Source organism: Virgibacillus sp. NKC19-3 (assembly GCF_019837165.1).
GTDB lineage: Bacteria > Bacillota > Bacilli > Bacillales > Amphibacillaceae > Virgibacillus_L > Virgibacillus_L saliphilus.
The window spans coordinates 3396353-3412546 of sequence record NZ_JAGYHC010000001.1; the positions used below are offsets into that span (position 1 = coordinate 3396353).

Sequence of the window (16194 nt, forward strand, 5' to 3'; positions counted from 1 at the left end):
TTACCCCTCTCTTTTATTCAACGCTGATAGTGAAGAATCTACCGCAGAGTTCATTTCGGTACCAGCATTTATAATAGAATCTACTCTTACAATGTATTTATTAATTACTTCTTTTGGAACTTTCGTTACTAAACTTATTCCAATGTATGCAGCCGTGTTGGCAAGTAAAGCCCATGCTAAGGCAGAAAATCCAAATGGTGGTGCAACAAAGAATGTAAACATTGTTGTTACTACTAACCCCAAAATCGTACCAGCAAATGCCCCTTCTTTCGTTCCCCTTTTCCAAAATAACCCGCCTACTGTAGCAGGAAGAATTTGAGCAAAAAATGGTGATGAAAGCTCGTATGCGTAATCAACAATGTATGCTGGCCTTAAACCAACAATAATTAACGTTAAAAACATCAAAATAACAAGTAAGACTCGACCAAAATAAACTACTTTTCTAGGTTCAACGCCTTTTCCCTTCAATTCATAAGCATGACGAACATAAACATCCCGAGACCCGATAGCGCTTGCAGATAAAAGTAGGGAATCCGCTGTCGAAACTCCGAAAGCAAACAAACACAATAATGATAAAAAAGAAATAATAGGTGGCGCGTATTCAGTAGACAGTACAGATATAATACTATCCGTATCAGCAAAGTTTGGTCCTAAAATAGCTGGAGCTAAAATTGCACCAATAATTGCAATTAAGAAGTAAACGAATACATAAGCTACGGGTAACGACCACGCCATAGTTCTAAAGGTATCCTTACTTGCGGCAACGTACATCCTCATAAAAATATGAGGCCAAACTACGGTCGCTATTGCACCAGTTAATACGTTAGATAAAGTGCCTTGCCAGTTAAATGTTCCATTTGGTCCTGGATGTGATAATATAGGTGCCGACTCTGGATCATTTAAAATTATACCTACCGCTTGTGCAAATCCACCATTTGGAAAATAAGTTATGGTTAAATAAACAACTAAAACGATTAACGTTCCTGCACCTAGCATAAAGTGAAAAGCATCCATCCATGCTACCGATTTCAATCCACCGCCAATAATATGCAATGAAACAACGATCGTCGCAAATCCGACAGCTAAAATATAAGGAAACATCCCGTCTGTTGTTACAGCAGCCGCATCACCAATAGCTATAAGCTGCATAGCTACGTAAGGGACAATAAATAAAATTAAAATAGCTGCTACCAATAACCCATACCCATCTGAATTATAACGTGATCTAAGAAAATCAACAGGAGTAGTGAAACCGTATTCTTTTCCTAAAATCCAAAGACGATAACCGATAACAACAAAAAGTAAGCCTGCAACCATTCCACCAGTATTTGAAAGGTATCCTATTCCTTCTCTGTAAATAGCTGCCGGAACCCCGTAAAAGGCTAATGCAGAAAATACAGAGATTGCAGTGGTAGCCAATAATACAAACGGGTTTAATCCACGGTCAGCTGTAAAAAATGCCTCAGAAGATTTACTCGTTTGTTTAAATGATTTAAATCCATGATATACAAGTACAGCCCCATAAATTAATATTCCTATAGTTATTAATATATTTGCATTCATCTTACGCCTCTCCCTCCTTACTCATCGTACTTCACATGTCTCTGAGTTTTGAAAAAATAATTGAAATAAATCCCCCAAACAAAGGCCGCTACTAGTGGTGTCGCAAATAATAAGATCAATTGCAAAGGGATCCACCCAAACAATACCGGATTAGGTACGTAAGGTAATAAAATCCAGTCAAACGTAAAATAAATAACGTTAAAAAGAATAAAAAGCACTTTCACCTTCATACTCATACCAGTTCCTCCTCAATTTTGAATTGTTTATTATTTAATGTAAATGCCCTGATCACTTTTTCTCCTGCATTTTCAATAAGTTCATTAACATCTTCCATGGCCTCGTTCAGGCTCATTGGTTTATTGATAATGTCTATCACAAGATCAATCCCATGATTATACACATCGATAATATTAGCTCCTTCACTTCCAACTACAGCAACAACAGGGATTTTGTATTGTTTAGCGATTTTCGCAACCCCAAGCGGAGCCTTTCCCTGTACGGATTGAAAATCCATTTTTCCTTCACCCGTTATTACTAAATCTGCACTTTTCATATATTTCTCTAACTTAATCATTTTTAACACTTTATCTATCCCTGAATATATTTCTGCTTCACAAAAAGCTATTAATCCTGCTCCCAGCCCCCCAGCAGCTCCTGCACCTTCATTATCTATAATGTCAATGTTCAATTGTTCCTCTAATATTTTACCGTATCTACTTAACAGTTGATCTAATTTTTCCACATCCTCATCTGAAGCGCCCTTTTGTGGACCGTATACATATGAAGCTCCGTTTTTTCCACACAGAGGATTTGTCACATCAGAGAATACAGTAATTTTCGTATCCTTTATTCTTCTGTCTATATTTGAAGCATCAATGTACTCTATGCTCTCTAGCGCCTCAGCTCCGAAACCGATTTCTTTATGATTTCTATCTTTAAAGGAGACGCCCAAGGCTTGAGCCATGCCAACCCCGGCATCGTTTGTAGCACTACCACCAATTCCAACAAAGATTTCTTTCACGCCATAATCTAAAGCTGCTTTAATTAACTCTCCAGTCCCATAGGTTGTCGTTTTAAAAGGATTTTTATCTTCATTTTTTATTAGTGTAAGTCCTGATGCCTCTGCCATAGCTATTACTGCAATATCGCTTTCCATTACCCCAAATTCTGCTGTAACCTTTTCACCTAAGGGGTTTGTAACTTGTTTTGTTAAATATTTGCCATTTAATGCGGTGACTAATGCATCAACTGTTCCCTCACCTCCATCAGCAAGTGGAAGTTTTGTTATAATAGCCGATGGCTCTACCCTCTTTATTCCTTTTTCAATAAATTCTGCTACTTCAAAAGAAGTTGCACTACCTTTAAAAGAATCAGCAGCAATAATAATATTCAATTCATCACATCCATTCCAAATATAAGGAAACACTTTTCTTAATATTTAACAACATTACTAGACTGAAACTCAACTAACACTAGCCGATTATATCTAATAAAAATTCAACTAGATAATTACCCATGAAAGTAAGCGCTTTATTTTTGATGTATCTTATTATAAATTCTATACACTTCATTTTCTATGTATTACGAGCTAAAAAAGCAGAATTAAAAATTGGTCTATTTGTTATATATAACAAATAGACCAATTTTTAATCTCCGTTTATTTTGTCATCAACAAAAATGCTATTTTTAAAACAACAAAATCCTGGTATTTTCTCATATCATATCCTGTTTTATGAAACAACCGATTTAACCTATATTGTAAAGTATTTTTATGAATGAACAGTGAATCAGAAATTAGTTTGATAGATCCATCAAATTTTGTGAAAAGAAAAATAATTTCACTATACTCTTTAATATCTTTGTCTTCTAGATTGCCTACTATCTTTTTGCAAAATTCAGTTCCGACATTTTGGGCAACGTTTTCTACTATCAGTTCTATATCCATATCATTATAAAAGTTTATATTTTTTTCTTCCGTTGCTAAAGCCCAATTTAAAGCAACACGTGCTTTTTTATATGATCCTTTTACCTTTTGGAGTTCTTCTTCAACGGTTCCTATCCCAAATTTAATGTTTAATCCATATTCTGTTTGTACAACATGATGAATATCTCTCAATGTAGATTCCATGCTTTCCCATGAAATCTTTTGCAAAATCATAATAATATTATTCTTGTTTTGCATCATCAAATCCTCAGCACGATTCATCATTTTATAATCAAATAGATTCAAAATCTTATCTTTTTCTTGAAATACATGATTACTTTCACCTAAGATTTCCGAAATAACGACTACTCTAGGAACCTTCTGCTTTATATTAAAAACTTTTATTCGACTCAAGAAACTACTGTCATTCTTATCTTCATCATTAAATAAAAGTTCCTCTATAATCATACGCTGATTTTCTTTTTCCTTATTTCGTAAATTTGTTATATAAGCATCATTAATCAGTAGTTCGGTCATTCTTTTAATAATTTGGCCGTATTTTTCTACTTCATGCTTCTCTCCAGTAATCCCAATAACTCCTACGATCCTATTTTCAAAGTATAATGGTAAATTGATGCCTTTGCGGGCTCCTGCATACTCTCCATCATATCGAATTATCAGATTATCCTTCGTATCCCTAACCTTTTTCCCACCACCGTGAAAGGCTCCTACACGATTAATATTGGTACTGGCAATTATTATTCCATCCGTGTTTATATAATTGATATCCTGATTTATAATTTCCTTCATATCTGAAACTATTGTTTGCGCTAACTTTGTTGAAATATCCATAGATTTTATTCTCCCTTAGAGGAATATTGACTTTCTTTTGCATTATAAAGCCCTTAAAATTATATTTTCAACTGAAGTCATGCTCCAATTGAACTGTCCATAACTCATTCACAATTTTATTATACATGAATCAAATATGATGGATACAGAATAAACTAACGATAGAAGCTGCTCCAAAAGGTCATCATTTTCACCTTTTAGAACAGCCTCAGAATTTACCCTTTGACTAAGTTACTGATTATCAACTATTCTTCTTAAAAATATTAAAAACCAAACCGCCCTACATGTACATACTCAACACCTTCAAGTGACAGATCCCTCTTTATCGGCTCATTTCTTTGACTAAAGTTCTATTAGAAGGCTTCCCAGTTTTTTCGTACGGTCGCCAATCTGCCTCGCCGCTTATTTCACAGTTTCCCATTAGTATTTTTTCACCTGCGGATCTTTCGATTTTCCGCATCTCCTTCAGACACGCCTCACGACAATGACATAGATTAGGCTTCTTGGGTTGTATGAGCATCACCAGGTAAGGTTTTTTTACCTTCAGGGCGTCTCTGTTCTGCGTTTCTACATACCGTTTTACTTCGTAACGTGTACAATACCACATAATAAAGTTACGTTCCACGCTAACCGAGTGAAACAGGGCGACTGCCTGTCGCACAAAAAGATACTCCGAAATTCGAAGTACCCCTTCTCTGTAAATGACTCGAAAAAATCCTCGTCCATCCTTCTTTTTTAACGATTCACATGTGCAAAGATACCATCTGTCGCTGACATACCAATAATCACACATGCCCACATCAGCTTGTAAGCCTCTACAATATTATTAGTAGTGAATTTGATCGTTGTTGGACTTATTAATTGAACTAATGGAATTGTAGTGGTCATTAAAGCTTGGCTTGTAAGTTTAAAATCAAGTTCAAATGTAACAGATCCATCAAGCTTAAATGGCTCAATTTGTTTAGCCTTCTTAATAGCAGCTTCAGCTTTTTCACGAATAATCTTCTGACTTATCTCAGGTGGCAAGATCTCTGCTGCCAAACGGTCAATCCCATGCTTCACAACAGCTGCTTCAACATCTGGAAGTGTTTCCTGCACTTCTTTACAGTAAGCATCATCTCCAGAGATAAACACTGCTGGTACACCAAAATGACCAGCAACTCTTGTATTCATTTCTGTCTCACCTACTATAGTATCGTTTATTTTTATTTCTGATAGTGACGTGCTGGATAACGAATGGTTGATACCGGTACGTTCTGACCCATTTGCCGTCCATGGTGACCTACAAACATTATCGCATCAAAGGAGTCATCGAGCCCTTCTAGTTGACACATCACTCGATTACTTCCAGATGTCAGGCGCGCACGCTTATCTAAATACTCTATATAGATATTGGACATATTCGCATGACCATCCGCTACGATCACCTCGGTTGCTCCACCTTTAAATGCACCATCAATTGCCGCATTTACATCTCCTGTCATTAACTTACGAAACCGTTGATATTCACTCTCTTTGGTTAATTGAACGTTAGTTGCTACACAAGAAATCCCTTCCATATCTGCTGAAATAAATACTTTCATGTTGTTCTTCTCCTCGACCAACCATATCTCTTACAACTCGACAAGTGGTCAGTATTGAATCATGATGACATTATAGAGCTAAGCAATCATTTTGAATGGGTTGCTCATAAAGCTCAGTTGCGAGAACGAAATGAAAATAGATAAATGGAATAAATTTATAATTCCCTTCCCTTTTAAATACCCCCGATTACTACTTAATAATTAATCGACTGTAGGGTTATGCCACATAAGAAAGACAAAAATCTGCCGGATACATAATATCATCGGCAGATTTAACGTATTTCTATTTCCATAAAACAGTCTATCTTACAAAACTCCGTTTTCTAAATTAATCCTCCACAAGTTCCGTAAAAAATGGATAATACTTCAATATTTCCCCATAGGTCCCGGAATCCTTAATTGGCAAGCAATTATCCCTGTCAACACATCGAGAATGTGTAATCGTGTTAGCGATATCCAAAACGACCCGATCCTTTTTGCGAAAATAAGAGTGGCATACCGGGCATCTAATAAGATTCATGAATGATCGTCAGCTCCTTTATAACGGTTATAATAATTTATCTTTTCCCTCTAATATCTACTGGACTTATACATGTAATTTTTAATACTTATTTCACGAAAAAATATCAATCAACTGCCCCATTTTCCTGCTCTCTGTTATTTTTACACATTAGATCAATCATGGGGTAGCGAATCGTATAATTGAAAGATTAAAGGTCCCTTAAAGTAAGCATTCTCTATCTCTAAAATAGCCTCATTATCTTAACTTTTTTCGATTATAAGAGTGAGTAAGACTGTTGAAGCACAGCCGAATTATGGCAGCTAAAGAGTTGCAGTCAGAAAAAATTTCCTCTCCACTTGAGGTAAAAGCATTAACCATATGAATAATACAGTATTTTCCTATCCTTTTTTATGAAACAAGTTGCAGAGTAATCGTTACTTCATCTCATTGTTTTAATACATCCATCATACTATAATTATGTTACTTTTTGGCAAAAAGTGTCTAGTTTTATCTATCCAAATAAAACACGGAGTATCGCTTGTTTAACGAGCGCTCTTGCCATTCCTCTATATTCTCTACCATTGCTTCCATAATATTGCTTACCGTCTCTGCTGAGTATGATGAAGCCAGCATATGTTCAATCATTTTTTAAGTTCATCTAATTGATTCATAAAATCTTTTTGGTTTATACTTTAGAGTTATACTGCCCTCCGCCAAAATCCGTAGATTCACTACATTAAAATTCATTAAAAATCCTTACTTCAAATTGTTCACTCTTTGACAATTCTCTTATAAGGCTGCTATCAAATTCATCATCAATTATCTTGTTTATATAAATGCAATCCAGCTCACTTAATGGAAGATTGGTTAGTTCCTCTAGCTGATCTCTGCTTTTATATTTATCAATAAATATTTCTTTAATTTTGACATGGTGGGTCTCCAATTGTTTTATCAACTTATTTATATTTTCAATAGCTTTTTCTTGTTTTTCATTTTTATTTAACTGATAATATATTGCTACGTCGACCATTGTAAATACACGTCCTTTGTATGTCATTATATCGGAAACTAGATATTTTAACACAAATCCGACTCATTGTTGATATTTTTTGCTATAATTATCATATGAAGACAATCGGGAGTGAGAAACATGTACAGATTTATAGATTTATTCGCTGGAATAGGTGGAATCAGACTAGCATTTGAACCATATGGTGACTGCGTTTTTTCATCAGAGTGGGACATGAAAGCGCAGGAAACGTATTTTGCAAACTTTAAAGAAAAACCAGTTGGAGATATAAGACAAGTTAATGCAAACGATATTCCTGATCACGAAATATTATTGGCTGGTTTTCCCTGCCAGCCGTTCTCTTTAGCAGGAGTAAGTAAGAAGAAGAGTTTAGGAATGAAACACGGATTCCTTGATGAAACGCAAGGAACATTATTTTTTGATATTGCAAGAATAATTAAAGAAAAAGAACCACAGGCATTTTTACTCGAAAACGTAAAAAACCTTAGAAGTCATGACAAAGGTAAAACATTTAAGGTGATCAAAAAGGTGCTGGAAAAAGAACTAGGCTATACTATATATGATAAAGTACTTAATGCTAAAGGATTAGTTCCACAAAATAGAGAACGTATTTATATTGTAGGTTTTAAAAAGCCATTGAAATTCGATTTTCCAGAGATTCCAGAGGAAGGACCACCATTAAAAACTATCTTGGAAGAGAGTGTTGATGAAAAATACACATTGTCGGATAAATTATGGAATTACTTACAAACCTATAAAGAGAAACATAGCAAAAAAGGAAATGGTTTTGGATATGGAATTGCTGATTTAAATTCTCATAGCAGAACATTATCGGCTCGGTACCATAAAGATGGAAGTGAGATTTTAATATCACAAGGTAAAAATAAAAATCCTAGACGATTAACTCCTAAAGAATGTGCTCGATTGCAAGGATTTCCTAAAACGTTTAAGATTGAAGTAAGCGACACGGCTGCCTATAAACAATTTGGTAATAGTGTTGCTGTCCCCGTTGTAGAAAGAATAGCCCAAAATATAGTATATGCCATCGAACGGGATGATACAATTGAAAACGAGGAGGGGCAAGCCGAGCATGCAAAATAACTTGGAAAATCTAACAAGTGCAATTGAGGCGGCCAGACAAAGTGGTCGCTTTTTTTGTAAGTTTTTATCTCCTAATGATTCAGGGGTGAACGGTTCACATCAAGATGGTGTCTACCTTAGCATAAAATCATGGGATATCTTTTTTAATGATATTCCAATTCCACAAACAGGTATTGAAGATAGGCATGTAAAGATACATATAGACGATTGGAAAGAATTTGATAGTAGAATTGTATATTATACCTCTAAGAAAGAATTTAGAATCACCCGTTTCTGGTCAAATGCTCCATATGATCGTAACGAAACAGTTGGCGCATTGATTATTTTTATACCACTGTCAGAGGAAGATTACAAAATTCATATTTTCAACACTGAAGATGAAATTGAAGAGTTCACACAAACATTTAATTTATCATTGGCGGATAATTTCAATGTCTACCATGAAGATGACGAGATTGTTGTTGAAGAAACATTTGAAGACAAAGTACATGAATTAGTAGCAGGATATCAAGACTTCCCTCAGACTTCGGTGATGGCCGAAATATCCAGAAGGGTATTCATGGATTACCACAACAAAAAGAAAATACAACCTGATAAAGACCTAATTAATTGGGTAGACACGGAATATACAGTTTTTAGATTAATAGAACTAGAAGTATATAAAGATAAACTCGTTAAACCGTTTGGAGAATTACAACCGCTTCTTGACTTTGCTAGTAGTGCCTTAAACAGAAGAAAAAGCCGTGCAGGTCGAAGCCTAGAACATCATGTTAATTATATTTTTACTGATATTGGATTACCCTTCGATAATCCGGGACGAACAGAGGGAAGTAAGAAGCCGGACTTCTTACTTCCTTCAACTGATGATTATCAGAACCCTGACTTTGAAGAGAATAACTTAATCTTACTCGGTGCCAAAACAACATGTAAAGATAGATGGAGACAGGTACTAAACGAAGGCGAAAGAGTAACACATAAGTATTTATTAACACTTCAACAAGGGATATCTGAAAACCAACTAGAAGAAATGGAAAATGCAAATTTACAACTAGTTGTTCCAAAACCCTACCATAAGCAATATCCAAAATCATATCAAAGTAAATTATGGGCAGTCAGCCAATTTATAGATTTTGCGAGAGAAAAATATATATAAACTTCCCCGCCCCCCGCGGGTTTTTTATTTTGACTTTTCAATAAACTCTGAAATATTATAAATTACTTTATTCAAGTCTTCCTTTACTTCATGCTCCCATATTCGCATGAGGTTCCAACCCTTTTCATTGTAGTAGTCATTCACTTCCCTATCCCGCTGAACGTTACTATTTAGTTTTCTCTCCCAAAATTCTCTGTTTGTACTTGGTAAATTTCCATGCAGAGGGCATTGGTGAAAAAAGCAAGAGTCAATAAAGATAACTGTTTTATATTTCTTTATTGAGATATCAGGTTTCCCCTTTAAATCTTTTATGTTCCTGCGGAAACGATACCCTTTATTCCATAGTTCCCTGCTGACAATCGACTCTAGTTTAGAAACAGACTTAATTGCCTTCATATTCTTCCTTCTTTGTTCCTTCGTTAAGTTATCGGTCATATTCTCACCTCTAAATTAATACTTCCCTTTTAAATTGTAAATCAACGATAAAACATTATACAGTGCTGGATTATAGAAAATTAAAGTTCTAAAAAATGATACCAAAAAGTTAAAGTCTGTGACTGTTATATCTGCTATATGTTTGGATGTTCGAAAGGTTATACTTGGATCTCCAACTAAAATGGGCATTCCAATTGGAACCAACCTTCAGTAGTATCTTTGAATCAAGGTAACGTCATGAGCCCTGTGACAATAATTTTTATAATATTGATGTTTTACAATTTGATATATCTTAGGGTCAATAAAATGTCTTCTGTAAATAATAATTATCAACTTTTTTCTGAAATGTCCTACTTTTTTTGTAAACAATAGCACCATTTATGGAGAAAACATTAAAAAGAAAAATAACAACTACAAATAATACTAAAATGAAGGGAAATGAAACAGATATGGAAAAAACGCAAATGATTTAGTTCTTTGCGTTTAATAAATTTTAGCATTTATATTTTCAGCATCGCCCCTTTCTTACGGAAGAATGTTTTTGTAACAGAAATATACTTCATTAATAACTTACTTTGTTTATGGCAAACTAATAATGTAGGTATTAGCATTTAATTTATGCACACTTTCCAATTCAAGCATTCCTTCCTCACTAAATAACTTGATAGTGTGCCACTTTATTCCATATATAAATTAAGTGAGCTAATTGGCTATAAACTTCACTTGATACATCAGATAAGCATGTATATGCTTTTAGCACGCAAGAAAGCAAAAGAACGAGAAAGACAAAAATCTGACGAATACATAATATCATCGGCAGATTTTTAACGAGCTTTTATTTTTCTAAATCAAGCTATCTCCCACATTTTATTTCTCTAAGATTACTCCTCAACACTCTCTATAAAAAATGGATAATACTTCAATATTTCTTCATAGATCCCAGTTTATCATTCTCCGCGAATATTTACTAAATTTTCTTATACATAAATAATTATTTACCGGCAAATTAAAATTTTCTATTACTTGTTTCACAAAAGAAACACAAATCAACCCCTGCTCTATAACCAAACATACTCCAACTCTTCACCGTTTTAACCGACACACCCTCTTGTTCCGCAATCTCCTTCTACCGACATTTTCTTGGTCACGAAGTACTTCACTCATTTTCGCTGATTCCCGGTCAGCGCCTTGTGAAAGCCCTTTCAAAAAATGCGATAAAAATCGTGAGGATCTTCAAGCTTTATGAATGAATAGACAGTAGTACCATTTTACAGGTAATTGCCATCATTTCTATCTCTTTCCTGTTCCTACGAATAGGTTGATTCTTTTTCTCTCGTTTGCTTTAGGTATTGATTAATTATATGGCTCTGAATGGTGTAATTAAAATAGGTTGCAAGCAGGCCATTATCAGGCTGGTATTTCTCGTAGGGATTCCACATGGCAACTAATCCATGGGGGTAGAATTCTTGTTGAGGATCTATGATGTTCATTTTGTGGATCTGGTAATAAACTCTGCGCTCATTTTGTTTGTAAATTTCTTCAAATGTCATTTTTTCATTAGTCATTAACCATACTCCTCCTAGTCTAAAAAGCTCCGCTGATTAGGCATTCAATATGTATTTACCCTTACCCATCATATATGCTTGTTCTGATTATACAATTCTCTTAACCTCCCTCTATTTACCTAGTAATAAAGAACTATTTTTAGTTTAATTTAAAATTGGTAACATTTGGCTAAACCGCCCAATTTGTCTGTTATTTATTTTTCAGTGAAATAAAACCTCCCATTTTGTCCGGTTTTCTATTTTCCTAATGAAATCATGATATTTTACGCGAAAGAGAGCGTGATGCATGATGGAAGGTTATCCAAAGCGGTTAGAAAACCTCCGGGAGAAAAAGGATTTAACGATGAGGGAAATAAGTAGGAAGTTTGGATTTTCGGAAGACACCTATGGAAAATGGGAAAGAGGAGAGAGAATCCCTACCTTCGAAACCATGATGAAGCTGGCAGAATTACATCATGTTTCACTGGATTATCTCGCTTATGGCAAGGAATTTCAACAAAGTAAGGAAGAGCAGGAAAAGCAGAAAGCCTTCAACAACTGGATCAATGCCTTTAACATACATAAGATAGATGCTTCCATCCTTATGAAAAAAGAAATCCCCTTGATATTAACAAAAGAAGACTTGATGAATCTGCTTAAAAACCTTGAATGGACGGTGGAGCAAAGAGTACGGGAATAAAAAACGCAAGGGATCCAATGCTCCAATTCCCCTACCTGAAATAGAATAAGGAGCAGATTCACCGCCCCCGCCCCCTCTTTTGCCCCTTATTTTTTCGTAAATTCTCCATCGGCTGTTATGCTATTACCTGCCAGATGTAATTGTCGGTTGCAATGATTATCTTTCTATATTTACACATGGAGATCCGATCAAAAAGCCTTTTGAAACGATTGCCATATCATAATCCTCTGACGAATTAACCCCTAAAGCAATTACACTTTTAAACCAGCTCAGACTTAAGGGGAAAGGCTTTGCCCTTCGTTTGCCCTCAGCTCTTGATTCCATTCCAAAATTGCTGATGTCAAAGCAGAGACAAGACGAAGAAAAACGGAAAGGGGAAAAACCGAGTATCTTTGATCGTTTCATAAGCTTTTCTTGTTACATAAATGATATAGTAAGTAGCATTAGTTTTATTATCTAAGTTCATTTAAGAACTTATGAGACACATATTCTACAGACCAAATCTATTAGGAGAAAGGTGATCAATTTCATAATGTGTCTTATTATTTATGACAAGATCCTTTGCAATTTCTCCCATTGCTGGTGATTGTGAAAATCCTTGGCCTGAAAATCCACATACCAAAACAATGTTCCTATTGACTTTTGGTACCCCTACAATTGGAAGTCCATCAGTTGTAAAACCTTCCATAAATGGATTAATTCTTATTGGGTCGGGATTTAGGTTTGGAAGTAGCTTTTTAACAGACTCCCTTACTCCCAAAACATCCTTTACTGCGACATTTTTATCAAATAAGTCAGCATCTTTAATTTCTACTTTTTTTGAGTTATCACTTACTCTTACCATTCTTCCATCCATGGCTGGAGTGCCTTGTATATGGAACCCTTCACTCGATCGTGAAAAATTGGGAAACTTACTTTCTGCAAATTCTTCTGGTTTTTCTGGCATGAACCATGTCATCATTAAACGATATACAGAGAATACATCATTCAAACTTGGAACCAATTTATTAGCCCACGGTCCAGTTGTAATAACAACCTTACCCACTCTATAAGTATGTTCTTCGGCATGAATTGTAACGCCTTGAGAATCTGCTAGAAGTTCATTGACCGGGGTATAAGAATAAATTCTTGCCCCCAATGATTGAGCATGATTGACGGCAGAAATTACTGTTTGTTCTGGACGAAGAATACCACCTTGTTCATCCTTTATCATGGCTTCTCCCTGTAATAAATGATGTTGTGGGTAACTTTTCATAGCCTGTTTGCCCTCTAATACTTCATGTGCTAAATTATATTTTTCAATACTGTACATTACGTTTTTCATACGGTCGGAATTCATATCTCCTATATCCAAAGATCCACTGTTTGACAATAATTTCTGATTCGTCTTCTGTTCTAGCTCTCGGAACTTACTATACGACGCCTTTATGAAAGGAGTTTCTTCCACAAAAGGAGATGCAATTCTAAAACGCCTAGACCCACCGCCATATGCGGAACGATCATGTCCAATCCCAAATTGTTCAAAGCCTAACACCGATACACCTTGACTGGCAAGCTGCCATATTGTCATACTTCCCATTGTCCCTAATCCAATAACAGCCACATCAGCATCCATACTATTTCTCCTCTTATTTATTAATTTTCAAATAATAAAATTTAGAACAAGACACTCCAAAGAACTGTATAAATATACAAAACCTTATATACTCCTTTATACGTTTGGTTGTGAACGTCAAGTGTAATTGAACGTTTTCTGCTAATTAATTTTGAACACTTTTTGCTTGTTCATCCTCATTCATTTCTTCACCGAAAACAGATTTAATAGGTAAAGGAAAATGACATGCCACTTGATGATTTTCACCAACTTCTTGAAGGACTGGTTCCTCTAATTTACATTTTTCTTGAGCATAAGGACATCTCTTTTGAAACCTACATCCACCAGATATGTTAATAGGATTTGGATTATCGCCTTCCAGTATATTTAATCCTTCTTTATCCCTTTGTAAAGGGTCAGGTATTGGCACAGCATTTATTAACCCATCAGTGTAAGGATGTCTTGGTTCTGTATTAATCTTTTGTTTTGTAGTAAGTTCAACAACTTTACCTAAATACATTACAGCTATACGATCACTTATATGTTTTACTGCTGGTATTCCATGAGCTATAAAGACATAGGTTAGATTATATTCCTTTTGTAAATTTGACAGGAGGTTTAGTATTTGCGCCTGAATAGATACATCTAATGAAGAGACAGGTTCGTCACAGACTATTACTTTTGGCTCTAATACAACTGCCCTTGCAATGCAAATTCTTTGTTTTTGACCTCCACTAAATTCATGGGGATACCTTTGCGCGTGTGATTTATCTAAACCCACCTCAGTTAATACATTATATATTTTGTTTTTTAATTCTTTTTTAGACATTGCTTCATGAGTAATTAAAGGTTCAGCAATAATATCAAAAACCTTCATTCCAGGATTTAATGAAGACACCGGGTCTTGGAAGATCATTTGTATATTTTTCCTTGTACCCCGTATTTCCTTTTCTTTTAAGCTAGTTAAATCAGTACCATTATAAATCACCTTTCCCTCTGTAGGTTCTAGTAATTGCATAATGAGATTCCCTAGGGTTGATTTGCCACACCCCGATTCACCAACAATACCTAAAGTTTCCCCTTCATTAACTGATAAGTCTATTCCATCCACTGCATGTAAATACTGCTTGTCTGAACTAAACCAGCTTTTGGTTAAATGAAAATGTTTTTTCAATCCTTTAATTTCAAGTATACTTCTTTCTTCATTGTCAATTTTATTCATGCAATGTTACCTCCTCCATTTCCTTATATAGCCAACATTTCACCGAATTTGTTCTGTCAAAATGAAACATAGGGGGTTCACTAGTTTTACATTCACTTGTTGCAAATTCACATCTAGGATGAAAAGAACATCCTTTTGGTAATTTGTCAGGTGGTGGAACAGCTCCTTTTATCGACTCTAATTTATCCGTGATCTTATTAATATTAGGAGTACTGTTTAAAAGACCTTTTGTATAAGGGTGTTTTGGACTATTAAATACTGAATATACATCTCCTTCTTCTACAATCTTTCCTGCGTACATAACTAAAACACGATCTGCTATTGTCGCTACAACTCCAATGTCATGTGTGATCATAAGTATTGCAGTATTATTTTCCCTTATTAAATCTTTCATCAATCTTAGTATTTGAGCTTGTATTGTTACATCTAAAGCTGTTGTAGGTTCATCTGCAATTAACAATTTAGGGTTACAAGACAACGCCATTGCTATCATAACCCTTTGCCTCATACCACCACTTAGGAAATGAGGATACATGTTAAATGCTTGTCTTGGATTTGGTATCCCAACTTTCTCTAATGCATGTATGGTTTTTTCTTTAGCTTCCTTCTTACTCAAATTCTGATGAGCTAGAATGGACTCATTTATCTGATGTCCAATGGTAAAAACAGGATTTAACGAGGTTAATGGCTCTTGAAATATCATTGACATTTCATTACCTCTAATGTTTAAAAATGCTTTCTCGGAAGTCTTTAACAAATCTTTATCTTCAAATATTATTTCCCCATTTTTGACTTTGCCAGGGGATTCAACAAGACCCATTATAGATAAAGAAGTGACACTTTTGCCAGAACCTGACTCCCCAACCAAAGCAACAGTTTCCCCTTTGTTAACACTAAAACTAACATTATCTACAGAGGGGATTTCACCTTTTTTAGAGGAAAAATAAGTTTTTAAACCTTTTACATCTAATAGAATATTACTCATGCTAAT

General features: G+C 35.0%; 15 protein-coding genes and 1 pseudogene. 3 read left to right on the forward strand and 13 right to left on the reverse strand.

Annotated features, from left to right (window positions below):
• From KFZ56_RS16230 to KFZ56_RS16260, 8 genes and pseudogenes are all read right to left on the reverse strand, one after another.
• Nucleotides 1–1563, reverse strand: a complete 1563-nt coding sequence (locus KFZ56_RS16230) for a sodium:solute symporter family protein (protein WP_222643068.1) — start codon at nt 1561–1563, stop codon at nt 1–3.
• Between the two features lie 17 nt (nt 1564–1580).
• The gene (locus tag KFZ56_RS16235) at nt 1581–1799 is read right to left on the reverse strand and encodes a hypothetical protein (RefSeq protein WP_222643069.1); all 219 of its coding nucleotides are present in this window, start codon (nt 1797–1799) and stop codon (nt 1581–1583) included.
• A complete protein-coding gene (locus KFZ56_RS16240) occupies nt 1796–2956 on the reverse strand; it encodes a glycerate kinase (RefSeq protein WP_222643070.1) in 1161 nt (386 codons plus the stop codon). Before KFZ56_RS16240 ends, KFZ56_RS16235 begins: the two co-directional genes overlap by 4 nt.
• 264 nt (nt 2957–3220) lie before the next feature.
• On the reverse strand, nt 3221–4339 hold the full coding sequence (locus KFZ56_RS16245) for a CdaR family transcriptional regulator (RefSeq protein WP_222643072.1): 1119 nt from the start codon (nt 4337–4339) through the stop codon (nt 3221–3223).
• A 735-nt stretch (nt 4340–5074) separates the two neighbouring features.
• Entirely contained in the window at nt 5075–5584 is a 510-nt protein-coding gene (locus KFZ56_RS19675) for a M55 family metallopeptidase (protein WP_309228356.1), read from the reverse strand.
• Entirely contained in the window at nt 5545–5922 is a 378-nt protein-coding gene (locus KFZ56_RS19680) for a M55 family metallopeptidase (RefSeq protein ID WP_255585184.1), read from the reverse strand. Before KFZ56_RS19680 ends, KFZ56_RS19675 begins: the two co-directional genes overlap by 40 nt.
• Before the next feature lie 1015 nt (nt 5923–6937).
• Nucleotides 6938–7072 (reverse strand): annotated as a pseudogene (locus KFZ56_RS16255) (transposase); the annotation flags it as partial.
• Nucleotides 7073–7160: 88 nt separating this feature from the next.
• Nucleotides 7161–7454, reverse strand: coding sequence for a hypothetical protein (locus KFZ56_RS16260; RefSeq protein ID WP_222643074.1), 294 nt, complete (start codon nt 7452–7454; stop codon nt 7161–7163).
• Between the two features lie 120 nt (nt 7455–7574).
• Here KFZ56_RS16260 and dcm point away from each other — a divergent pair, with 120 nt between their 5' ends.
• Both dcm and KFZ56_RS16270 read left to right on the forward strand, forming a co-directional pair.
• Nucleotides 7575–8555, forward strand: coding sequence for a DNA (cytosine-5-)-methyltransferase (dcm, locus tag KFZ56_RS16265; protein WP_222643075.1), 981 nt, complete (start codon nt 7575–7577; stop codon nt 8553–8555).
• The gene (locus KFZ56_RS16270) at nt 8545–9708 is read left to right on the forward strand and encodes a type II restriction endonuclease (RefSeq protein ID WP_222643076.1); all 1164 of its coding nucleotides are present in this window, start codon (nt 8545–8547) and stop codon (nt 9706–9708) included. Before dcm ends, KFZ56_RS16270 begins: the two co-directional genes overlap by 11 nt.
• Nucleotides 9709–9732: 24 nt before the next feature.
• On the opposite strand, the gene KFZ56_RS16275 is transcribed toward KFZ56_RS16270, so the two are convergent.
• Both KFZ56_RS16275 and KFZ56_RS16280 read right to left on the reverse strand, forming a co-directional pair.
• On the reverse strand, nt 9733–10143 hold the full coding sequence (locus tag KFZ56_RS16275; RefSeq protein WP_222643077.1) for a very short patch repair endonuclease: 411 nt from the start codon (nt 10141–10143) through the stop codon (nt 9733–9735).
• Nucleotides 10144–11450: 1307 nt separating this feature from the next.
• Nucleotides 11451–11708, reverse strand: a complete 258-nt coding sequence (locus tag KFZ56_RS16280) for a hypothetical protein (protein WP_222643078.1) — start codon at nt 11706–11708, stop codon at nt 11451–11453.
• Nucleotides 11709–11994: 286 nt separating this feature from the next.
• Between KFZ56_RS16280 and KFZ56_RS16285 the strand changes: the two genes are divergently transcribed.
• Nucleotides 11995–12387: a helix-turn-helix domain-containing protein gene (locus tag KFZ56_RS16285; RefSeq protein ID WP_222643079.1), complete on the forward strand. Its 393-nt coding sequence runs from the start codon at nt 11995–11997 to the stop codon at nt 12385–12387.
• 490 nt (nt 12388–12877) lie between these two features.
• Here KFZ56_RS16285 and KFZ56_RS16290 read toward each other — a convergent pair whose 3' ends face one another.
• From KFZ56_RS16290 to KFZ56_RS16300, 3 genes are all read right to left on the reverse strand, one after another.
• Nucleotides 12878–14002, reverse strand: a complete 1125-nt coding sequence (locus KFZ56_RS16290; protein ID WP_222643081.1) for an FAD-dependent oxidoreductase — start codon at nt 14000–14002, stop codon at nt 12878–12880.
• A 145-nt stretch (nt 14003–14147) separates the two neighbouring features.
• The gene (locus KFZ56_RS16295) at nt 14148–15203 is read right to left on the reverse strand and encodes an ABC transporter ATP-binding protein (protein WP_222643083.1); all 1056 of its coding nucleotides are present in this window, start codon (nt 15201–15203) and stop codon (nt 14148–14150) included.
• On the reverse strand, nt 15196–16188 hold the full coding sequence (locus tag KFZ56_RS16300) for an ABC transporter ATP-binding protein (RefSeq protein WP_222643085.1): 993 nt from the start codon (nt 16186–16188) through the stop codon (nt 15196–15198). The genes KFZ56_RS16295 and KFZ56_RS16300 overlap by 8 nt, the downstream gene beginning before the upstream one ends.
• Nucleotides 16189–16194 lie beyond the last annotated feature (6 nt).